Origin of the sequence: Streptomyces sp. NPDC059866, assembly GCF_042731325.1 — a bacterium.
Taxonomy (GTDB): Bacteria; Actinomycetota; Actinomycetes; order Streptomycetales; family Streptomycetaceae; genus Streptomyces; species Streptomyces flavusporus.
On the sequence record NZ_JBHWJT010000006.1, the window covers coordinates 249,374 to 269,873 of the forward strand.

Below are 20,500 nucleotides of genomic sequence, written 5' to 3' on the forward strand. Positions count from 1 at the left end.
GCGCGTGCCGCTACCCCGCGAGCCAGTGGGCCAACGCCACCGGATCCGGCGGGGAGGGCAACGAGTGGCCAACGGCCAGGGCGAGTTCGGGACGCTCCGTGAGGGCGGTCCCGGCGCCCCGCTCTCCGCACTCGGCCAGGGCCAGGCCGAGCCCCGCCCAGGCCGCCGGTCTGGCGCCGGGTGAGGTGAGCTCGTCGGCGTACAGCTTGACCGCGGTCGCGGCGTCGCCGTCCACCAGGGCCAGATCGGCCGGAACCACACCGGGAACCTCGCTGCCGGGGTCCGTCATCGCGTGCAGGGCGTCGAACTCGCCGGGTGCGACGAGTCTGAGCCGCGCCAGCAGCGCCAGCGTGTCCAGCCGGCAGGCGTGCGGGTCGGCGTGCAGCGTGGGTTCGGGGCGGGATGCCGAGTCCGCGGGCCGCCCCGCGCGCCAGGCATCCGCCAACTCCCGGGCGTGCGCGGACGGTACCCGGAGATGGTGTGCGCGCCAGGTCGCACGGTGGTATACGGCCGAGAGGTGCGCGAGACGCTGTTCCCGCGCGCCCACCGGCTCGGCGTGCCACCCCGCGGTCTGCTCGTCCAGGCTGCCGATCAGCGCTTGTCCCAGCGGAGTGAGGGCGCAATGGTCGCGCAGCGTCTCGAACGCGGTCCGTACGGCGTTGCGCCACAGCGCGAACTCGAATCCCGCAAGCCCCTCCACACCGCGTGTGCGCCAGTAGTGCGCCACTCCCGAAAAGGCGTACGCCCCGTGAGCGAGCCCGCCGAGCGGGCGCGGATCATCCCGCCAGGGCGCGTAGAAGGCCTCGTCGCACTCCTCGAACAGCGGCGACAGAAAGAGGAGTCCGTTGAGCAGGGTGTGCCGGAACTCGTGCAGGACGGCCACCCCGAGCTGCACCGGGAGAACGCCGTCGTCGTCCGGCTCGGACAGCAGCAGGCACCCGAAGGCGTCGCTCGACGAGGCCGCCCGCGCGCGCAGCCGCTCCCCTCGGGGCAACGGTACGAGGGACAGCAGCCCCGTGGTCAGAGCCCGGGCGCTGTCGGTGTGGTCGTCCACCAGCACCCGCCACATACGCTCGAACCAGTGCTGCCAGGAAGCGAACTGGGCTTCGGAGAGCCTCCTGGGCGCCCCCAGCTCCGGCACCGGCACGTACGGCCCGAGGTCGTCGAGTGCGAGGGTCAGGTGCACTCCCGCATGCCCGGCACGCAGCCGCCGCTGTCCCTCCCAACCGGGTACGTCGCCCTCCGTCTCCTCCGGCAGGGTCACGGTCACGCCGCCCGCCGCGACCCGGACCACACCGTCGCGGCCCCACACCTCGGCGGTGCCCCAGGGATCGCCGCCGACGGTCGCCCGGCCCAGCCCCGGCAGGAACACCCGGCCGTCACGCAGCGGAACGCGGGTGCGGAAGTCGACGCCGGCGGCAGCGAACACGGCTGCCGCCCATTGCCTGAGGTACCCCAGCTCCACGCGCAGGGGTACCTCACCCGCGGTCGCCTCCGGGCTCTGTCGGGACAGTCTGCGCAGCAGGTTCGCCGCCCACACACCCGTCTGCGGATCGAGGAGCACCCTGCGGAAGGCTGCCGGAGCCGACCGCTCGGCGGATTCGAGCAGACGCCAGGCCCGGCGCACCTCGTCGGCGTCCCCCGGCCGCGCATCGGCTCCACCGCCCGCGTCCAGAATCGCGCGGAGCAACAGCAGCCGTCGGCTCGACTCCGCGTCGAGCAGAAAGGCGACGGCTTCCTTCTCCTCGATGACGGAGGTCAGCGACTGCAGGACGGCATCGGTGAGGTGGTGAAGGCGCATCGGCGCGACATTTCCTCGTTCATCGAATCATGAGGTGGCCGGGGCACGCTGCGGCAGTTCGCGACAGGGGCCCTAACCGCCGTCGCTGCCCGCGATCGTGGACAAGGGACGGCTGACCTGATTCTGAAGACGCTCGATCGACGGCCGGAGAACGGTGTCATCAAGGGCCGCGACCTCCTCGAGCGACAGACCCGACAAGGACGGGAGCCAGGACTGCGGCTCCCCGGACCCCGCCGTTCCACGGGGGGTTGCGTGTTCCCTCGATGACATGGCGTCACGGTATATCAAGATGCACTCCCGGGGCGGAAAACAGGTACGCCCGCACGGCGGTGTGCCCGTCCTCCGGCGCCGGAGGACGGGCACGGCACCAGGGCTTCAGCCCACGAGCACCGGCTCGCTGTCGGAGGCACGGGAGTCCTCCCCCGCGCCCTCCACATGCTGCGCCGGACGCCTCGGCAGGGCGAACATCAGCAGGAAGATCACCACCATCACCACGGCGACCCACCCGACCGCATGCTGGAAGCCGTCCACGAACGCCGGACCCGGCTGCGCCGAAGCCGGCCGGTCGTCGACGACCCCGAAGAACACCACCGACACCAGCCCGAGCCCGAGCGCGTTGCCCATCTGCTGCACGGTGCTGATGAGCCCGGACGCCGAACCGGCGTGCTCGCGCGGCACCTCCGACAGGATCGCGTCCGTGAGCGGAGCGACGATCAGGCCCATGCCCGCACCCATGACGATCAGCGGCAGCGCCATCTGCCAGGAGGCGATGGCGAGACCGTACCGCTCGGACTCCCAGACGTAGAGAGCCAGTCCGGCCGCCATCACCAGCGCGCCCGCCTGCAGCACCCCGCGCCCGAAGCGCGGCACCAGCTTCTGCACCGACATCCCGGCCGCCACCGACACCGCGATCGAGAACGGCACCCCGGTCAGCCCCGCCCGCAGCGGGCCCCAGCCCAGGCCGTACTGCATGTACAGCGTCCAGACCAGGAAGAAGATGCCGAGCCCGACCCCGAAGACGGTCTGCACGGCGATACCGGCGGCGAAGCTCTTGACCCTGAACAGGGACAGTTCGATCAGCGGGGAGCCGTCCCGCGCCGCCTTGCGCCGCTCGTAGGCCACCAGCGCGGCGAGCACCACCAGCGCGCCGCCCATCGAGACGTGCCCCCACAGCGGCCAGCCCAGCTCACGGCCGCGGGTCAGCGGGTAGAGCAGCATCAGCAGACCCAGCGTGACCAGGGCGACGCCGACGAGGTCCAGTTTCAGGGCGTACGGGGCCCTGGACTCGGTGATGAAACGGCGGCCCAGGATCAGGCCGGCGACACCCACCGGAAGGTTGATCAGAAAGATCGGGCGCCATTCGAGGCCGAACAGGTTCCACTCGGTCAGCAGGGCACCGAGCAGCGGACCGGATACCGCGCCGAGGCCGACGACCGCGCCGAACAGCCCGAAGACCTTGCCGCGTTCGTGCGCCGGGAACGTGGCGTGCACGATCGCCAGGACCTGCGGCACCATCAGCGCGGCCATCGCGCCCTGCAGGATGCGGGAGGCGACGAGCATCTCCGGGTTCGCGGCGAGGCCGCACAGCGCGGAGGCGAGGGTGAAGCCGCCGATGCCGACGAGGAAGACGCGTTTGCGGCCGTGGATGTCGCCCAGTCGGCCGCCGGTGATCAGACCGGCGGCGAAGGCCAGCGCGTAACCGGCGGTGATCCACTGGATCTGGCTGAAGGAGGCGCCTTCGTTCCGCTGGATCGACGGGATCGCGATGTTCACGATCGTGACGTCGACGAGGTCCATGAAGGCCGCGGTCATCACGATCGCGAGGGCGAACCAGCGGCGGCGGTCGGCCGCTCCGGCCCCGGCTGAGGTGCTCAAAGAGGTCTCGGTGGAGGTCATGTCCCGAAACCTAGGGGCGCAGTAGGTCAGATCATGTCCTAATGCTGCGGCATCCTCGAACTCATGACGACGGACACTCCGGCACGCATCCTCCAGCTCCTCTCCCTCCTCCAGACGCCCCGCGAATGGCCCGGCGGCGAGCTCGCCGAGCGGCTCGGGGTGTCGCGGCGCACGGTGCGGCGGGACATCGACCGGCTGCGCGAGCTGGGCTATCCCGTGCAGGCGACCAAAGGGGCCGACGGCGGCTACCGGCTCGTCGCGGGCAAGGCGATGCCGCCGCTCGTGCTCGACGACGAGGAGGCGGTGGCCATCGCCGTCGGCCTGCGGGCCGGGGCGGGGCACGCACTGGAGGGCGTGGACGAGGCGTCGGTACGGGCGCTGGCCAAGCTGGAACAGGTGCTGCCGGGTCGGCTACGGCGCCGGGTGGCCACGCTGCAGGCCGCGACCACGCCGCTGACCAGCGGGGACGGGCCGAGTATCGCGCCCGAGACGCTGACCGCGATGGCGTCCACGGTGGCCGGTCGGGAGCGGCTGCGGTTCGCGTACCGGGCGAAGGACGGCAGCGAGTCGCGGCGGCTGACGGAGCCGTACCGACTGGTGTCGACGGGGCGGCGGTGGTACCTCGTGGCCTACGACCTCGATCGTGCGGACTGGCGGACGTTCCGGGTCGACCGGGTGAGCGAGCCGTTCGCCACGGGGGTGCGGTTCGCTCCGCGGGAGTTGCCGACGGGGAGTGCGGCGGAGTACCTGCGGCAGTCGATCGGACGGCGGCAGGAGACGTACGAGTTCGCCGTCACGTTCGAGGCGTCGGCGGAGGTGGTGGCGGCTCGGCTGCCGCGGTGGCTCGGAGTGCCGGAGGCGGTGGGGGCGGGGCGGTGCCGGCTGGCCGGCGCCGGCGGGGATCCGGTGGAGTGGTTCGCGGTGCGGCTGGCGATGGTGGGGGTGGAGTTCGCCGTGGAGGGGCCGGGGGAACTTGTGGAATGTGTACGGGAGTTGGGTGGACGGTTGAGCCGGGCGGGTGGGGGTGGGGTGGGCGCCGGGTGAGGCGGGCGCGCTTTGGCGTGTGCGTGCGATCAGTGGCCGCCCGCTTCGGCCTCCCCCTCCCACCGGAACCCCCGCAGTGCCCCAAGGTTTCGCAGCGCCAGCTCCGCCGGGCCGTTCGGGCCCGAGGCCGGGGCCGGGCCGTTCGGGCCCGAGGCCGGGGCCGGGCCGTTCGGGCCCGAGGCCGGGGCCGGGCCCGATGCCCAGGATTCGACGGCCACGCGGACCGCTGCGCTCGCGACCGCTGCGGTGAAGCGGAGTTCCGGGGTCACGGTGATCCGGTCGGCAACGTTGTCCTGACGCTCTGTGACCGAAGACGTCCCGGCCCGCGCCCTTTCCGCCAGGACCTCCGCCAGCATGTCCTCCGACGCCCGGCACACCTCTGCCCACACCTTTCCGATGGCCGGGCTCGTGTTGGCCAGGTGGATGAGGGTGCGGACCCATTCCCAGGAGGCGGCCGAGACACCCAGGCCCGGGGTCAGGGTGTGGCGTATCGCGTGTTCCAGGGCCTCGGGTACGGAGAGACCGGCGGGGGCCTCGCGGACGGCCTCGGCCCAGCGTTGGGCGCCGGCCGCGTAGAGCGGGGCGACCGCCTCCTCCTTGGTGGCGAAGTAACGGTAGAAGGTGCGCGGGGCGATGCCCGCGGCCTGGGCGATGTCCTCGGCGCGGGTGGCGCGCAGGCCGCGTCGTACGAAGAGTCCCGCCGCCGCCCGGGCGATCTCCATCCGCGTTGCCGCCTTACGCCGCTCCGTCAGCGAGGACGCAGGGGAGGACGAAGCGGAGGACCGGGAGGTATGGGACGAAGAACGGCGCGGGTTCTGCGCGGAGGTGGTGCTGCTCACGTCGGCAGGCTATGCCCATGTGACACAATCTGCCATTCGGCGGGCCACCCCGGTGTTCAGGTACGGGGTGCCCCGCCGCCCAGTCGTGCCCGCGCCCGGAAGAGAAACAGCCGGGCCCCGACGCCCGGGGGAAGGCGCCGAAGCCCGGCTGGGGAAGGTCCCGGCGCCGGGGGGAGTGCGTCGGGACGTGGCTCTGGTTGCGGATGCGGTCCGGCTGCGACCGGGCCGGGCCCCCGAACTCCCGTGCCCGGAGGTCTTGTTCCCTGGCCCGCGCCGCTTGAAGCGGCGTTACATCGCCATGTTTGCGCGGCCTTTCGCCACCCCGCGTACGCGCCCGCACGGGTCGTACGCCCGCCGGGTGGCGACCGCCGGTCCGACGGGCGGTCACGCCGCCGCGTCGAACCCGGTGGACCGCGCCAGCTTCTTCAGCTCCAGCAGCGCGTGCTTCTCGATCTGGCGGATGCGCTCGCGGGTCAGGCCGTGCTCCTTGCCGACCTCGGTCAGCGTGCGCTCCCGGCCGTCCTCGATGCCGTACCGCATCTTGATGATCGAGGCCGTGCGCTGGTCGAGGCGGCCGATCAGGTCGTCCAGCTCCTCGCTGCGCAGCAGCGTCAGCACCGACTGCTCCGGCGACACCGCGGAGGTGTCCTCGAGCAGGTCGCCGAACTGGGTCTCGCCCTCGTCGTCCACCGACATGTTCAGCGAGACCGGGTCGCGGGCCCAGTCGAGCACGTCGATGACACGCTCCGGCGACGAGCCGAGCTCGGCGGCTACCTCGGTGGGCTCCGGGTCCCGGCCGTGCTCACGGTTGAACTCGCGCTGCACGCGCCGGATCCGGCCCAGCTCCTCCACCAGGTGGACGGGCAGGCGGATGGTGCGCGACTGGTCGGCTATGGAGCGGGTGATCGCCTGGCGGATCCACCAGGTGGCGTACGTGGAGAACTTGAAGCCCTTGCGGTAGTCGAACTTCTCGACCGCGCGCACCAGGCCCGCGTTGCCCTCCTGGATCAGGTCGAGCAGCGGCAGACCGCTCCGGGGGTAGCGGCGGGCCACGGCGACGACCAGGCGGAGGTTGGAGCGGATGAAGACGTCCTTGGCCCGCTCGCCCTCGGCGACCAGGGCCTCCAGTTCGGCGCGGGTGGCGTCGGTCTGGGTCTCCTCGTATCCGTCGAGGACCTGTCGCGCGAACACACCCGCTTCGATCGTCTGGGACAGCTCGACCTCCTTTGCGGCGTCGAGCAGCGGCGTACGCGCGATTTCGTCGAGGTACATGCCGACCAGATCGCGGTCCGCGATCTCGCCGCCATGGGCGCGGACACTGCTGGTCGCGTCGACGGTCTCGCCCGCGGCGGACGTACGACGGGCGACGGCACGGGTTGCCATGCGTGCTCCCTTGCGATGATGAGGTCAGCGGGTGGTCCTGCGGACGCTCAGCACTCTCGGCGCTTTCTGCGGCTCTTCGGGTGCCCTGCATCCGATGGAAACAACGACTGGAATCCGGACAGAATTCCCAACCCACCCTCGATTTTTCTGATCATGCAGTACCCTGTCCGGCCGAGCAGGGAGGCGTGATGCGGCCGGGACGTACAGAGGTGCAGGTCAGGCCAGGAGCCGAGAGTGACCTCGAGGCCCTCACCGACCTCTACAACCACTACGTACGTGAGACGCCCATCACATTCGATACCACGGTCTTCGCTCCGGAAGAGCGCCGCCCTTGGCTGCTCTCCCACCCTGAAGACGGACCGCACCGGCTGATGGTTGCCACGGACGCGGACTCACAGGAAATTCTGGGGTACGCCACATCCAGCCCTTATCGCGCGAAGCCTGCCTACGACACCTCCGTGGAGGTCACGGTCTACGTCGCCCCGCACGCCGGGCGCCGCGGCGTCGGCACGCTGCTCTACAAGGCCCTCTTCGAGGCCCTGGCCGGCGAGGACCTGCACCGCGCCTACGCCGGCATCGCACAGCCCAACGAGGCGTCCACGCGGCTGCACGAGCGCTTCGGGTTCCGGTACGTCGGGACGTACCGGGAGGCGGGCCGCAAGTTCGGGCGGTACTGGGACGTCGCCTGGTACGAGAAGGAGCTGTAGCCCCTCCCCCCGGGGTTCACCCGAACTGCACCGACCGCTTCGCCATCCCCATCCAGAACCCGTCGATCACCGACTTCTGCGCGTCCAGCTCGCCGGCCACCTCCGCCGCGCCCATGGTCACGAACAGCGGCGCGAAGTGCTCGGTGCGGGGGTGGGCGTAGCGGCCCGCCGGCGCCTTGTGGAGGAAGTCCAGCAGGGCGTCCACGTCACGGGCCTCCAGTGCACGCCGGCCCCAGTCGTCGAACTCGGAGGACCAGCTCGGCACTCCCCCGCCGGTGTGGCGCAGCGCGGCGAGGTTGTGGGTGAAGAAGCCGGAGCCGACGATGAGCACGCCCTCGTCGCGCAGCGGGGCCAGCCGGCGGCCGATGTCCATCAGCTGCACGGGGTCCAGGGTCGGCATGGAGATCTGCAGGACCGGGAGGTCGGCCTCGGGGAACATCTCCACCAGCGGGACGTACGCCCCGTGGTCGAGCCCCCGGTCGGGGATGTCCTGCACCGGCATGCCGGGGGCGCGCAGCAGCTTGCGTACGGACTCGGCGAGTTCGGGGGCGCCGGGGGCCTCGTAGCGCACCTGGTAGTAGTGCTCGGGGAAGCCCCAGAAGTCGTAGACGAGGGGGATCGTCCGGGTGGCGCCGAGGGCGAGGGGGGCCTCCTCCCAGTGGGCGGAGACGACGAGGATCGCCTTGGGGCGGGGCAGGTCCGCGGACCAGGCGGCGAGCTGACCGGGCCAGACCGGGTCGTCCGCGAGGGGCGGGGCGCCGTGGCTGAGATAGAGGGCGGGCATGCGCTCCTGGGCGGCTGCGGCGGACATGACGGCGGCTCCCTGACGGATTACTTGAAGTCTCAAGCTGTCGCCTAGAAGACTACGCCACGTTTGTTCAAAGTTCAAGAAGAGGGCTCGTACAGTGGAGCCCATGAACACGGCACCCGGATCCGCTGACGCACCCCGCTGGCTCACCGAGGAGGAGCAGCGCATCTGGCGCTCCTACCTGCATGCCACCACCCTCCTCGAGGACCACCTCGACCGCCAGCTCCAGCGCGACGCGGGCATGCCGCACGTCTACTACGGGCTCCTCGTCGGACTCGCCGAGGCCCCGCACCGCCGGCTGCGGATGACCGAACTGGCCATGAAGGCGAAGATCACCCGCTCCCGCCTCTCGCACGCGATCGCCCGCCTGGAGAAGAGCGGCTGGGTGCGCCGCGAGGACTGCCCCTCGGACAAGCGGGGCCAGCTCGCGGTGCTGACGGACGCGGGCATGGAGGTGCTGAAGCGGTCCGCGCCGGGCCATGTGGCCGCCGTACGACAGGCGCTGTTCGAGCGGCTCACCCCGGAACAGCAGAAGTCCCTCGGCGAGATCATGCAGATCGTCGCCGAGGGACTCCAGCCCGATGACGCGGGAGCGGACCTGCCCTGGCTCCGCTAGAGCGAACTCAGGGAACCAGGGCAGATCCTGGGGGTCGTACGGACGAGGCGTCCCCTCCTCGTCCGTACGGATGGCCCGAAGGGGTACGAGCCGGTGTCGGCGTCAGTGTGCGATCACCGGCACCGCCACCTCGTCCTCGGCACCCTCACCGGAACCGGAGCCGGTCACCGCGGCGGTGTCCGGGCGGCCGGCGTTGATGAAGGTCACGGCGATCACCGCGGCGAGGACCAGGATGCCGACGGCGACCCAGATGGCGCTGGTGTAGCCCTGCACCATGCCCTCCAGCTGCACGACCTGCTGCTGGGCGGGGGACGTGGCCGAGCGGATGTGGTCGGCGATGTACGAGGTCGTCGCCGAGGCGGCGATCGTGTTCAGCAGGGCGGTGCCGATCGCGCCGCCCACCTGCTGCGAGGTGTTGACCATCGCGGAGGCGACACCGGAGTCCCGCGGTTCGACGCCCTGGGTGGCCAGGGACATCGCCGGCATGAAGGCCGTACCCATGCCGAGGCCGAGCAGGAGCATCGCCGGCAGCAGCAGGGCCGCGTACGAGGAGTCGATCTCCAGCTGGGTCAGCAACAGCATGCCGACGGCCGCGACCAGGAAGCCGGGGCCCATCAGCAGGCGCGGCGCGACCCGGGTCATCAGGCGGGTGCCGATCTGGGTCGAGCCCACGATCATGCCGACGATCATCGGCAGGAAGGCGAAACCGGTCTTGACCGGCGAGTAGCCCTTCACGATCTGGAGGTAGTAGGTCAGGAAGAGGAACAGGCCGAACATCCCGATGATCGCCAGGCCCAGGGAGAGATAGACACCTCCGCGGTTGCGCTCGGTGAGCACACGCAGCGGCAGCAGCGGGGCCTTGACCCTGGCCTCGACGAACACGAACGCGGCGAGCAGCACGGCGGATCCGACGAACATGCCGATCGTCACGGAGTCGCTCCAGCCCTCGGACTCGGCGCGGGTGAAGCCGTAGACGAGCGCGACCAGACCGAGGGTGGACAGGATCACGCCGGGGATGTCGAGCGGGGAACGGTTGCGGCTGCCCTCGGGCTCACGGATGACGAACCAGGCACCGGCCGCGGCGACCACCGCGAACGGGATGTTGACGAAGAACGTCCAGCGCCAGTCCAGGTACTCGGTGAGGAAACCGCCGAGGATCAGACCGACGGCGCCGCCACCACCGGCGATCGCACCGTAGATACCGAAGGCCTTGGCGCGCTCCTTGGCGTCCGTGAACATCACGGCGAGCAGGGACAGCGCGGCCGGCGCGAGAAGGGCGCCGAAGACGCCCTGCAGGGCGCGGGAGCCGAACATCATCGCCTCGTTGGTGGCGGCGCCGCCCAGCGCGGAGGCGGCGGCGAAGCCGGCCAGACCGAGGACGAAGGTGCGCTTGCGGCCCCACAGGTCGGCTATGCGGCCGCCGAAGAGCAGCAGACCACCGAAGGCGAGGGCGTAGGCCGTGACGACCCACTGCCGGTTGCCGTCGGAGATGCCCAGGTCCTGCTGGGCGGAGGGCAGGGCGATGTTCACGATGGTCGCGTCGAGGACGACCATCAGCTGGGCGAGCGCGATGAAGACGAGCGCTTTCCAGCGGGCCGGATCAGGGACGGATGCGGAGGCGTCGGGGACGCTTCGGGCTGTTTCAGACATGGAGGTACCCACTTCAGGACTTCGGGACTTCAAGACGTCGGAACGTCGGGACGGAAAACTCAGTACGTCGGAACGGTGAACTCGGTACGTCGGTACGGGAATTCGGGACTTGCTTCGGGATTTCGGAACGTGCGGATCGGTCGGCCTCTATGCCAGGCGCAGGTCCTCCACGGTCACCGCCCTGCCCGGCAGGGCGGAGGGGGCCGGCGCCCGCAGTCCGTCCAGGAACAGCTGGAGATGACGGTGTACGAACTGGTCGACGCTCATGCACGGCGACCCGGCCGGGGGCCGGCTGAGCTGGGCGACGACGATCATCAGGTCACCGACGCCGATGTCGGTGCGCAGTTGCCCGGCCGCCTGGGCGCGGCCCATGAGGTCCGCGACGAGCTGCTCGACCCGCACGCGCGCGGCCTCCAGGTCGGGGTGTTGCGTGTCGAAGGTGCTGGCGATCATCGGGCACAGCGCGCTGATCCGCTCGTCGGCTGCGGCGTGCACGAAGTGCTCCAGTGCCTCGAAGGCGTCGCCGCTCTCCGTGAGGGCGTGCTCGGCCGCCCGGGCCGTACGGTCCATGACCGAGCAGACGACCTCGCGGACGAGGGCGTCGCGGTCCGGGAAGTTGCGGTACACCGTGGCGTTGCCGACGCCGGCCCGGCGGGCGATCTCGTCGAGCGGCACATCGGGGCCGTGTTCGACGAACATCTCCCGGGCGGCGGTGACGATCCGTTCCCGGTTGCGCAGGGCGTCGGCGCGCGGCCGGCTTGCCTTGCGGCGTTCGGGAGTGGCGGTCTGCACGGTGTGCTCCTGGGACTGGTGAGGCGGATGAGCTCAGTGGACTGACGATCCGGGGAGCGAATCCCCGTTTCGCTCGGACGCATGGTTAAACGGGGATTCGATCCCCGGTTATTTCCCGCTCCGGGAGAGATTTCCTGTGACCCGCGTCACAAGGTCGATCATATGGCCGTAAGGGCCCGCTGACCGGCGCTTACGCACCGGAAATTCCCACGATCGGTCGCCTCCAGCGCGCGCCCGCGCCCCACCCGGCACAGGGTGAGCGAGAGGGTGCAGCCGGAGCCCGGTGGCTGCCTGGAGCGAAAGGTCCAAGCATGCAGCCGCAGTCGTCCAGCCATCGGATACGCAGGCGGCGTGCGGCCGCCCTCGCGGCGGTGACCACGCTGACCTTCGCGCTCAGCACCTCGGCCGGCACGGGCCGGCACACGGCGGGCTCGGTGTCGGCGGGGGCGCGTCCGCTCACCCTCCCGGCCCACCCCTCCGCCCTCACCCCCTGCATGATCCGCAGCGATCTGGACGTCCAGATGTCGGAGGGCATACCGACACCCGGCGGCTACTCCCGTTCCACCGGCACCGTCCGCGCGCTCACCCTGATGATCGACTTCTCGGACGCGCCCGGTCAGGGCAAGGCGATGGACCGCTTCCACGAGTTCTTCCCGCAGACCCGGGAATGGTTCCGCACCAGCTCCTACGGCCGCCTCGACTACCGCCCCGAGACCCCGGTCCGCGGCTGGCTGCGCATGCCGAAGTCGTTCAAGGCGTACGGCATAGAGCGCGGCGCGCCCTTCGAACCCGGCTACCGCCGGCTGGTCCAGGACATCGTGGCGGAGACCGACACAAAGATCGACTTCCGCGCGTACGACCTGCTGAACGTGCTGGTGACGCCGAACGCGGGCCCGTCGGCGCTCGACACCGTCCTGTCCGTCACCTTCGCGGGCAACGGCGACGCACCCACGGCGGACGGCATACCCCTCGCGAACGCGTCCTTCGTCTACTCCCGCCAGGACGACGGCTCCGGCTCCTACGACAAGACCGGCTTCCGCGTCCTGCCGCACGAGAACGGCCATGTCTTCGGGCTGCCCGACCTCTACACCCAGGAAGGCGGGGGCGCGGTCGGCCACTGGGACATCATGAGCGAGGACTGGGGCGCCAACAACGACCTCCTCGGCTGGCACAAGTGGAAACTCGGCTGGCTGAACGCGTCCCAGGTGAGCTGCGCCGCCGCCCGCGGCACGACCGAGCACACGCTGACCCCGCTGGCCGGCGAGGGCGGCCCGAAGCTCGTCTTCGTACCCCTCGACCAGCGCACGGGCTACGCCGTCGAACTGCGCACCCGCGACGGCAACGACGAGGCGGTGTGCCGGGCGGGCGTGCTGATCTACAAGGTGGACGCGGAAGTGGACACCGGTCTCGGCCCGGTGAAGGTGTTCGACTCCCAGCGCGACAGCGGCGGCTGCACCCGCAGCCCGAACGTCCACGCCGAACTCTCCGACGCCCCCTTCACCCCCGGCGAGAACTTCGTGGACCCGCGGCGGGGCATACGGATCGCGGTGGCGAGCGCGGATCTGGAGGGCAACCACACGGTGCGGGTGACCCGGCGGTAGCCGGTGGGCGGCTCACCGGGAACGCCGTCGGCGGATCCGCGGTTACCGTAGGCCTGCCGCGATCGCCGTACCGGAGAACAATCGCCGTACCGGAGAACAGATGCCCGCCCATCCCACGCTCGACGAGGCCGCCGCCGTACCGGCCGAGGCGGTCACGCCGTTGATCCGCGGGATCGCCGTCCTGCGGCAGCTGACCGAGGCGGGCGGCACCCTGAGCCTGAGCGCCCTGGAACGGACCACCGGCCTCGCGCGTTCCACGGTCGACCGGATCACGGCCACGCTCGCCCGGATGGGATACGTCCGCCTCGACGGCCGGGACGCGGTCCTCACCCCCCGGCTGATGGAACTCGGCAACGCCTATTTGGCCGCCCTGCGCCTGCCCGCGCTGCTGGACGCGCGCGCCGACGCCCTCGCCGACGCACTGGACGAGTCGGTGTCGCTGGCGGTCCGCGACGGCGACGGCATCCGCTTCATCCACCAGGCGACCCGCCGCCGCGCGATGTCGCTGAGCTTCCGCATCGGCGACCTGCTGCCCGCCGAACGCACCGCGCCGGGCCCGCTGTTCGCGACCGAGTGGACGTCCGAGGACTGGCAGCGCTGGCGCACCCGCCGGGCGGCGGACCCGGAGAACCACCGCTTCCCGGCCGTACCACCGAGGGAACACCCCACTCCTGCCGAGGAGTTCACGCGCCGGACGGCGCAGGCCCGGCAGGACGGCTGGGCACTGGACGACCAGTTGATCGAGCCGGGGCTGGTGGCGGTGTCGGTGCCCGTACGGGATCCCCGTACCGGCCGGATCGCCTGTGTGGCGAGCGTGGTCAGCCACACCAGCCGGCACACGGCGGCCGGCCTGCGCGACACGCTGCTGCCGCGGCTGCGGGAGGCGGTGGCGGCGATGGAGGAGGACCTGCGCACGGCGCCCCCGCCGGAGCCCGCGCCGGCCCCCTCGGGGCTCGCGACCTGGACGGGTGCGTCGAAGCAGGAGCTGGGCCGGGAGTTCGTCGAGTCGCTGGCCCGGGGCCTGACCGTACTGACGGCCTTCGGCGAGGGCCGCACGGAACTGACGCTGACGGAGGTGGCCAAGGCGACCGGCCTGGCCCGGGCGACCGCCCGCCGGGCGCTGATCACCTACGCACACCTGGGCATGGTCACCCAGTCACGGACGGGCGCCTTCCGCCTCACCCCGCAGGTCCTCTCCCTCGGCTACCCGCCCCTGTCCCGTACGTCCCTCCCGCAGATCGCGGCACCGCATCTGGCCGCCCTCGCGGACCGCATCCACGAGTCGACGTCGCTGGCGGTCCTGACGGCGGCGGGCGACGAGATCCAGTACACGGCACGGGTGGCCACAAGCCGCGTGATGAGCGTGAACATCACGGTCGGCACCCGCCTGCCGGCCTACGCGACGTCGATGGGCCGCGTCCTGCTCGCGGACCTCCCGCCCGCCGAACGCCACCTGGGCACCGGCCCGCTGCGCCCGCTGACGCCCCGCACGATCACGGACCCGCAGGCCCTGGCCCGCGCCCTGGAGGAGGTCGGAGCGCAGGGATACGCCCTGGTCGACGAGGAGTTGGAGGAAGGGCTGCGCTCGATCGCGGTGCCCGTCCGCGACCGTACGGGCCGGGCGGTCGCCGCCCTCAACACGGCGATGCACAGCTCCCGCCACACCCTCCAGGAATGCGTCGAGCACCTCGTCCCCGCCCTGCGCACGACGGCCGCCCACATCGAGTCCGACCTCCATGTGTCCGCCCGCTTCACCCACGTACCCGTGACCTGACCGTCGGCGCCGGTCTCGCTCGCTCGAACGGGTGCCGAAGCGTTTCCTGGCTGCCGTGCAGACGTTCACACCGTGCGCACAGGTAGGAGGTTCGCGGCCATGGAACAGGAGACCTCGGCATGACCCAGTCAGCGCAGCAGGCGGAACGGACCGAACGGACACGGCGGGCGGCACAGCCCGTGCTTCCCGAGCGGCTCATCGCCCTGCTGACCGGCCATCTGGACGTGGCGGCCGACCCCGGCGAGCTGTACACGACGACGACGTTCGAGAGCCTCGGCATGGACTCGCTGTCGCTGATGGAGCTCGTGGTGGCGGCAGAAGAGGAGTACGGGATCGTCCTGCCCGAGGACTCCCTCGACCTCTCCCCCGGCTCGACCCTCGGTGACGCGGCCCGGGCGTTCCGGGATGCGGCCTGAGGTCGCGGTCACCGGGCTGGGCCTGGTGACCCCGGCGGGCCACAGCGCGGAGGAGAACTGGGCGGCCCTGTGCCGGGGCCGCTCGTCGGCCGCCCCCGACCCCGAACTCGCCGGGCTGCCCGTCGACTTCTCCTGCCGGGTGCGGGACTTCGACGCCGGGTCGGAGCTCGGCCGGTCACCCGCGCGGCGCCTGGACCGCTTCATCCAGTTCGCTCTGGTCGCCGCGCGCCGGGCCGTCGCCGACGCGGGCCTCGATCACCGTACGTGGCGCGGGGACCGGGTCGGGGTCGTCCTGGGCGTCGGATCCAACAGCCTGAGCACCTACGTCACCGAGTTCTGCCATCTGGCCGCGGGCAGGCCGGAGCGGGTGTCGCCGCTCGCGCTGCCGCGCAGTGTGCCGAGCATGGCCGCGGGCGAGGTCTCGATCGACCTCGGGGCGCGTGGCCCCAGCTTCACCACCTCCAGCGCCTGCGCCTCGGGCGCGACCGCGATCGGTGTCGCACGGGACCTGCTGCGGTCGGGGACGTGCGACATCGTGCTGGCCGGCGGCAGCGAGTCCGCACGCTCCCGGATGACCGCCACCTGCTTCACCCGGATGCGGGCGCTGTCCCGGCGCCGGACGGACCCGGCCCTCGCCAGCAGGCCGTTCGACGCGGCACGGGACGGTTTCGTCCTCGGCGAGGGCGCCGCCGTACTCGTCCTGGAGCGGCTGTCCACCGCACGGGCCCGCCGGGCCCCCGTCCTGGCGCTGCTGCGCGGATACGGCGCCACCGCCGACGCCCACCACCCCGTCGCCCCGCACCCCGACGGCGACGGCGCGGCCCGGGCCCTCGCCGCGGCCCTGGCCGACGCGGGCTGCCACCCCCGCGACATCGGGCACGTCAACGCGCACGGCACGTCCACCCCGCTCAACGACGCGGCGGAAGCGGCGGCCCTCACCCGGGCCTTCGGCGGAAAGGTCCCCCCGGTCACCGCATCCAAGGGCGTGATCGGCCACGCCCTCGGCGCGGCCGGCGCGATCCAGGCCGCGTACACGGTCCTCGCCCTGCGCCACGGCAGCGTCCCGCCGGTGGCGAACTTCGAGGGCCAGGACGGCGACCACAAGCTCGACATCGTGACCGGCCACCCACGCCCGACCGGAGCGGACACGGGCATCACCTGCTCCTTCGGCTTCGGCGGCCAGAACGCCGTCCTGCTGTTCACGACTCCCTGACCGGGGCCGACCGCCCTCGGCGGTCCCGCCACTGCCCCCCTCGAGTGACTTCTGACCTGCGCAAACGGGAACCTTGCCACCGCCGATCCCTTATCCGCTAGGCTAGTCGCCGGATCTCACCGAGATCCCCGCCTTCGTAGCTCAGGGGATAGAGCACCGCTCTCCTAAAGCGGGTGTCGCAGGTTCGAATCCTGCCGGGGGCACAACGAGAAGGGCCAGCTCAGGAGGGGTTTCCTCCCAGGCTGGCCCTTCACCGTTTCAGGTGCCGTGCCACACGCGTGCCACTACGGGCCTGTGGAATCCTCCTCGGAGGAGCCCGAGCCCCCTCCCCCACCGCCCCGGATCATGGCACCGAGCCGGTCGGCGATGGCCCGGTCACGATCACTGGTCATGTGCTGATAGATCAGCGCGGCCCGCGAGCTGCTGTGGCCCATGCGGGTCATCAACTCCCGAGTACTGGCCCCGGCCGTCGAGGCGAGCGTATTGCCCGTGTGCCGAAGGTCGTGGAAGTGCAGCTCGGCCGTGACGCCTGCAGCCTTCCGAGCCTTGACCCAGTCGTCCCGGAAGTTACTCCGCCGCAGTTGCCCGCCCTGCGGACCGACGAAAACGTGACCGTCGCGGCCAGACGCGGCGAACTGCTCCAGGTGGCGCGTGATCTCGTCGAGCAGCTCGGCAGGGAACGAGATCGCGCGCACCCCGGCCGCAGACTTCGGCGCCTTGTCGAAGAGCTGGCCGTTCTGCAATTCGGCCTGCGCACGCCGAACGGTCACGGTCAGCGCCTCCAGGTCGATGTCCTTGCGCCGCAGGGCCGCCAGCTCGCCGAAGCGGAGCGTGGTGAAAGCCGCCAGGAGGACGAGCAAGCGGTAGCGGGGGGTGATGGCGTCGGCGACGGCGAAGACCTCCCCGACCGTGAGGACCGGCCGCTCTGGCACGTCGTAGCTGTCCGCGCCCTTGATCCGGCAAGGGTTGCGTCGGATGAGTTCATCGTCCACGGCCATGTTCATCAAGGCCCGCAGCAATTGGTACGCCTTGACCACTGTGGGTTCCCCGATCCCAGCAGCCAGAAGCTTCCCGCGCCAACTCCGCACGCGAGCAGTGGTGACGTCGGCGACCGATCCGGAGCCGAAGGTCGGAAGAATGTGCAGCCGCATCACAGACTCGTTCCGCTCGCGGGTGCGGTTGGCCAGCTTCCGGTCCCGCAGCCATGCCGTCGCGTACTCCTCGAAGTTGACCGCCCCTGCATCCGGGTCCGACCACTGCCCGCGCGTGATGTCTGCCTCGATGTGAGTGAGCGCAACTTGGGCATCCGACTTCGTCGGGTAGGTCTTCTCAGCCGGACGCAGCTGCCCCGTCTCGGGGTCGCGATAGCGGACCTGCCAGCGGCCGGAAGGAAGCTGACGGACGGATCCGAAACTGCGTCGCTGCCCCTTCTTGTTGGCCATCAGGCAGCCCTCCGCAGCCTGGCACCGCGCGGACGGAGCGGCTGAACGGTGTTGGCATTGATGAACGCACCCAACGCACTCTCGGGGATGCGTACGTGCCGGCCGACCTTGACGAACGTGATGCGCCGCTCCGCGATGAGGCGGCGCGGGAAGCGTTCAGTGGTGCCGAGAACTTCGGCGACCTGCGCCACTGTGAGGTAGCGGTCAGGCACGGGTGGGCTCTCCTTCCGTTCCGGGGGCCGGTTCGAGGGATGCGGCAAGCCACTGCTCGCCGGTGCTGAGGCCGGTTCCGGCGAAGACCCAGTGGGCGAGGACGAGGGTGGTTTCGCCGTCCTGTAGGACGGGCGGAGCCGCTTGGGCGCGGCGCCAGTCGGCCCGAGCGTTGCGGAGTGCGCCGAGGGTGGTGGAGTAGCGGCGGGACTTGGTGGAGAAGTGGCCGCGGAAGCCGAGCATGTGGGCCCAGGCCCGCAGCCGGAGGTCTGCCAGCTCGGGGCGTGCGCCGAGGGTCCAGGCTGTGCGGATCATGCGGCGGGCGTGGTCGGTGATCCGGGCCTGTGCCAGCTCGGCAAGGAAGCGGATCGGCCGGTCAAGGGTGCCGGTCGCAGTCTCGGCGCCCTTGGTGGCGTACTTGGCGATGTACGCGGCCACGGCTCGCTCGGTCAGCTCCTGGCCGTCGTCGAAGTCGGCGGAACGGATCGGGCGAACGTCGAGCTGACGGCCGAAGGTGAAGGTGTGGGTCCGGCCGTCGACCTCCGGCCCCTTGACGCCCGCGGCGGTGGCAGCGGCGCGAATCGCGTCGGTCAGCAGCTCGACCGTTGCCCAGGCCGGAGGAGCTGTGTCGCCGCCCTCCGGCCCGTCGAGGCGGATGACCGCGTGGAAGTGGACGGCGCCGCGCTTCTGGTACTCGGCCACCTTGGCGAAAGAGACGCGGGCATGGTCACGGAAGGCACGCTGCGTAAGACCGGCCCGCTTGGCGACCTCACGGCGCAGGTAGATCGAGAACCGCCGCCACAGGTCCCCGGCGTGCGCATTCCAGAGCACGGCCGCTTCGTAGTCGTACGTGTCCGGGTCGAGGGGCGTGCCGAGGGCGGGGTCAGTCTCGTCGTGGCGGATCCCGCAGCGGCAGTCCCGGCCGCTCGACGGGCGGTTGTGAACCGGACCGAAGCTGGGGGCGGTGAAGGTGGCGAAGACGCGCGGGTGGGTGGCGACCTGTTCCGGGGTGCCCTTGCCGCCGCGCAGTCCGGCGGTGATCAGGTGGTAGGTGTCGCGACGGTAGGTTTCGGCGCAGGCCGCGCAGCGAGTGGCTCGGCGGTTGTTGCAGCGGACGAGGAGCTGTCCGGCGGGGAGGGCAGTGGAGTCGAGGTGGTGCAGGACGCTGCCGATCTCGCCGGTCGTCATGTCGACCGCGTATTCGGTGCGGTGGCCGTCGAGGCGTACGGGGCGGGTGCAGCCGCCCAGGGTGGAGAGTTGGCGGGCCAGCTCGGGCATGGTGCCGAGGGAGGCCAGCGTGGAGAGTTCCGCCAGCGGGGGCGGAGTCTGCCGGGTGATGATGAGACTTCCTTTCGGCTGTTTCGGCGGTTGGGAGGGACGGCCCCGGGGCGGCGGGATGCTTGGCGGCTTGTTGCCGCCCCGGCGGCCGGTCAGCGCTTGTTCGCGCCGTTGACGAGGGAGCGCAGGACCACTGCGGCGATGGCCACGGAGATGGCCGAGACGGCGACCGCCGCCAGGAGCGCGGTGAGCACGACGCCGACGACGACCACGGCGGCGACCGCGCCGACGCCGACCCCCATGAACGGGGTAACCGGGCGGCCGGCGGAGGGGGCCGGGGTGTGATCCTGCGGGATGTGGGTGGTGATGCTCGGAACGTGCGGAGTGTCGGGCAGCTTGGGACGGAACATCGCGAAACTCCTTGTCGGTCGGGGAGTCAGTCGTGGGTGCCGTTGACGACGTCGACCCCGGAGCGGGTGCCGGATTCGATGGCCGGGGCCAGGAAGGTGTGCGAGAGCCAGAAGCCGAACAGGGTGATCACGACGGCGACCCAGAGGCGGACGCCGAGGAACTTGATCGCGGCCCAGGCGATGACGCCCAGGACGAAGACGAGCGGCAGAGAGACAGTCACGGGATCTCCTCAGCGGGCGGGGCAGCGGTGGGTGCGGGCGGCCAGCTCGGCGGCGGCGCGGCTGTCGTAGTCGGTGGAGAAGCCGCAGCGCGGTGCCGTGCAGGCGGCGGTGTGCTTCTCGCGGCCCCGGCCGTCGTAGTAGGTGCCGACCTGTACGGGGCCGATGCGCACGACGCGGCGGAAGCGGCGGTTGGCGGGCATCAGGGGGTCTCCTGTTCGGTTTCGCCGGTGAAGTCGGTGACGTGGTCGGCGAGCCAGCAACGGATCTCGTCGCCCTCGTAGCTGTCGGCGGCGAGGATCACCGGCTCGGCGATCAGCACGGCCTCGGTGAAGCGGTTCTGTCGGGTCAGCTCGGCGGCGCGCTTCAGCGCGCGGAGCGTGGACGGGCGCACGGGGAAA

Annotated in this window: 21 protein-coding genes and 1 tRNA gene; 8 read left to right on the plus strand and 14 right to left on the minus strand. The window is 71.3% G+C overall.

Annotated elements, in window-relative coordinates; genetic code table 11:
• Positions 1-10: 10 nt before the first annotated feature.
• Both ACFV7R_RS11625 and ACFV7R_RS11630 read right to left on the minus strand, forming a co-directional pair.
• Positions 11-1,801 (minus strand): HEXXH motif domain-containing protein, encoded by a 1,791-nt coding sequence (locus tag ACFV7R_RS11625; RefSeq protein ID WP_385262577.1) that lies wholly within the window; start codon positions 1,799-1,801, stop codon positions 11-13.
• 375 nt (positions 1,802-2,176) lie between these two features.
• Entirely contained in the window at positions 2,177-3,697 is a 1,521-nt protein-coding gene (locus tag ACFV7R_RS11630) for an MFS transporter (RefSeq protein ID WP_385262579.1), read from the minus strand.
• A gap of 63 nt (positions 3,698-3,760) precedes the next feature.
• Here ACFV7R_RS11630 and ACFV7R_RS11635 point away from each other — a divergent pair, with 63 nt between their 5' ends.
• Positions 3,761-4,741, plus strand: coding sequence for a helix-turn-helix transcriptional regulator (locus ACFV7R_RS11635; RefSeq protein WP_385262581.1), 981 nt, complete (start codon positions 3,761-3,763; stop codon positions 4,739-4,741).
• Positions 4,742-4,770: 29 nt separating this feature from the next.
• Here ACFV7R_RS11635 and ACFV7R_RS11640 read toward each other — a convergent pair whose 3' ends face one another.
• Positions 4,771-5,463, minus strand: a complete 693-nt coding sequence (locus ACFV7R_RS11640; protein WP_385262843.1) for a TetR/AcrR family transcriptional regulator — start codon at positions 5,461-5,463, stop codon at positions 4,771-4,773.
• A 501-nt stretch (positions 5,464-5,964) separates the two neighbouring features.
• On the minus strand, positions 5,965-6,963 hold the full coding sequence (locus tag ACFV7R_RS11645) for an RNA polymerase sigma factor RpoD/SigA (protein ID WP_385262583.1): 999 nt from the start codon (positions 6,961-6,963) through the stop codon (positions 5,965-5,967).
• Between the two features lie 188 nt (positions 6,964-7,151).
• Here ACFV7R_RS11645 and ACFV7R_RS11650 point away from each other — a divergent pair, with 188 nt between their 5' ends.
• Entirely contained in the window at positions 7,152-7,670 is a 519-nt protein-coding gene (locus ACFV7R_RS11650) for a GNAT family N-acetyltransferase (RefSeq protein ID WP_385262584.1), read from the plus strand.
• A 16-nt stretch (positions 7,671-7,686) separates the two neighbouring features.
• Here ACFV7R_RS11650 and ACFV7R_RS11655 read toward each other — a convergent pair whose 3' ends face one another.
• Positions 7,687-8,454 (minus strand): dioxygenase, encoded by a 768-nt coding sequence (locus ACFV7R_RS11655; RefSeq protein WP_385262845.1) that lies wholly within the window; start codon positions 8,452-8,454, stop codon positions 7,687-7,689.
• Between the two features lie 130 nt (positions 8,455-8,584).
• On the opposite strand from ACFV7R_RS11655, the gene ACFV7R_RS11660 reads away from it, so the two are divergent.
• Positions 8,585-9,094: a MarR family winged helix-turn-helix transcriptional regulator gene (locus ACFV7R_RS11660; RefSeq protein WP_385262586.1), complete on the plus strand. Its 510-nt coding sequence runs from the start codon at positions 8,585-8,587 to the stop codon at positions 9,092-9,094.
• Between the two features lie 102 nt (positions 9,095-9,196).
• On the opposite strand, the gene ACFV7R_RS11665 is transcribed toward ACFV7R_RS11660, so the two are convergent.
• The gene (locus tag ACFV7R_RS11665) at positions 9,197-10,744 is read right to left on the minus strand and encodes an MFS transporter (RefSeq protein WP_385262588.1); all 1,548 of its coding nucleotides are present in this window, start codon (positions 10,742-10,744) and stop codon (positions 9,197-9,199) included.
• A gap of 147 nt (positions 10,745-10,891) precedes the next feature.
• Entirely contained in the window at positions 10,892-11,536 is a 645-nt protein-coding gene (locus ACFV7R_RS11670) for a TetR/AcrR family transcriptional regulator (RefSeq protein ID WP_385262590.1), read from the minus strand.
• Between the two features lie 311 nt (positions 11,537-11,847).
• Here ACFV7R_RS11670 and ACFV7R_RS11675 point away from each other — a divergent pair, with 311 nt between their 5' ends.
• The 5 genes from ACFV7R_RS11675 to ACFV7R_RS11695 all read left to right on the plus strand — a co-directional run bounded on the left by ACFV7R_RS11675 (position 11,848) and on the right by ACFV7R_RS11695 (position 16,743).
• Positions 11,848-13,137 carry a M6 family metalloprotease domain-containing protein gene (locus tag ACFV7R_RS11675; protein ID WP_385262591.1) on the plus strand — a complete coding sequence of 430 codons (1,290 nt, stop codon included), beginning with the start codon at positions 11,848-11,850 and terminating at the stop codon, positions 13,135-13,137.
• A 100-nt stretch (positions 13,138-13,237) separates the two neighbouring features.
• Positions 13,238-14,911, plus strand: a complete 1,674-nt coding sequence (locus ACFV7R_RS11680) for an IclR family transcriptional regulator C-terminal domain-containing protein (RefSeq protein ID WP_385262593.1) — start codon at positions 13,238-13,240, stop codon at positions 14,909-14,911.
• Between the two features lie 119 nt (positions 14,912-15,030).
• Positions 15,031-15,327 (plus strand): phosphopantetheine-binding protein, encoded by a 297-nt coding sequence (locus ACFV7R_RS11685; RefSeq protein ID WP_129799994.1) that lies wholly within the window; start codon positions 15,031-15,033, stop codon positions 15,325-15,327.
• Positions 15,317-16,540, plus strand: coding sequence for a beta-ketoacyl-[acyl-carrier-protein] synthase family protein (locus tag ACFV7R_RS11690; RefSeq protein WP_385262596.1), 1,224 nt, complete (start codon positions 15,317-15,319; stop codon positions 16,538-16,540). Before ACFV7R_RS11685 ends, ACFV7R_RS11690 begins: the two co-directional genes overlap by 11 nt.
• Before the next feature lie 130 nt (positions 16,541-16,670).
• A tRNA-Arg gene (locus ACFV7R_RS11695) sits at positions 16,671-16,743 on the plus strand.
• Between the two features lie 81 nt (positions 16,744-16,824).
• On the opposite strand, the gene ACFV7R_RS11700 is transcribed toward ACFV7R_RS11695, so the two are convergent.
• The 7 genes from ACFV7R_RS11700 to ACFV7R_RS11730 all read right to left on the minus strand — a co-directional run bounded on the left by ACFV7R_RS11700 (position 16,825) and on the right by ACFV7R_RS11730 (position 20,493).
• Entirely contained in the window at positions 16,825-17,982 is a 1,158-nt protein-coding gene (locus tag ACFV7R_RS11700) for a tyrosine-type recombinase/integrase (RefSeq protein ID WP_385262598.1), read from the minus strand.
• Positions 17,982-18,194, minus strand: a complete 213-nt coding sequence (locus tag ACFV7R_RS11705) for an excisionase family DNA-binding protein (protein WP_385262601.1) — start codon at positions 18,192-18,194, stop codon at positions 17,982-17,984. Before ACFV7R_RS11705 ends, ACFV7R_RS11700 begins: the two co-directional genes overlap by 1 nt.
• The gene (locus ACFV7R_RS11710) at positions 18,187-19,470 is read right to left on the minus strand and encodes a replication initiator (protein WP_385262604.1); all 1,284 of its coding nucleotides are present in this window, start codon (positions 19,468-19,470) and stop codon (positions 18,187-18,189) included. The genes ACFV7R_RS11705 and ACFV7R_RS11710 overlap by 8 nt, the downstream gene beginning before the upstream one ends.
• Positions 19,471-19,622: 152 nt before the next feature.
• Positions 19,623-19,880: a SpdD protein gene (locus tag ACFV7R_RS11715; protein WP_385262606.1), complete on the minus strand. Its 258-nt coding sequence runs from the start codon at positions 19,878-19,880 to the stop codon at positions 19,623-19,625.
• Between the two features lie 26 nt (positions 19,881-19,906).
• On the minus strand, positions 19,907-20,101 hold the full coding sequence (locus ACFV7R_RS11720) for a hypothetical protein (RefSeq protein WP_385262609.1): 195 nt from the start codon (positions 20,099-20,101) through the stop codon (positions 19,907-19,909).
• A 9-nt stretch (positions 20,102-20,110) separates the two neighbouring features.
• Positions 20,111-20,302 carry a mobile element transfer protein gene (locus tag ACFV7R_RS11725; RefSeq protein WP_129798710.1) on the minus strand — a complete coding sequence of 64 codons (192 nt, stop codon included), beginning with the start codon at positions 20,300-20,302 and terminating at the stop codon, positions 20,111-20,113.
• The gene (locus ACFV7R_RS11730; RefSeq protein ID WP_385262612.1) at positions 20,302-20,493 is read right to left on the minus strand and encodes a hypothetical protein; all 192 of its coding nucleotides are present in this window, start codon (positions 20,491-20,493) and stop codon (positions 20,302-20,304) included. Before ACFV7R_RS11730 ends, ACFV7R_RS11725 begins: the two co-directional genes overlap by 1 nt.
• Positions 20,494-20,500: the final 7 nt, after the last annotated feature.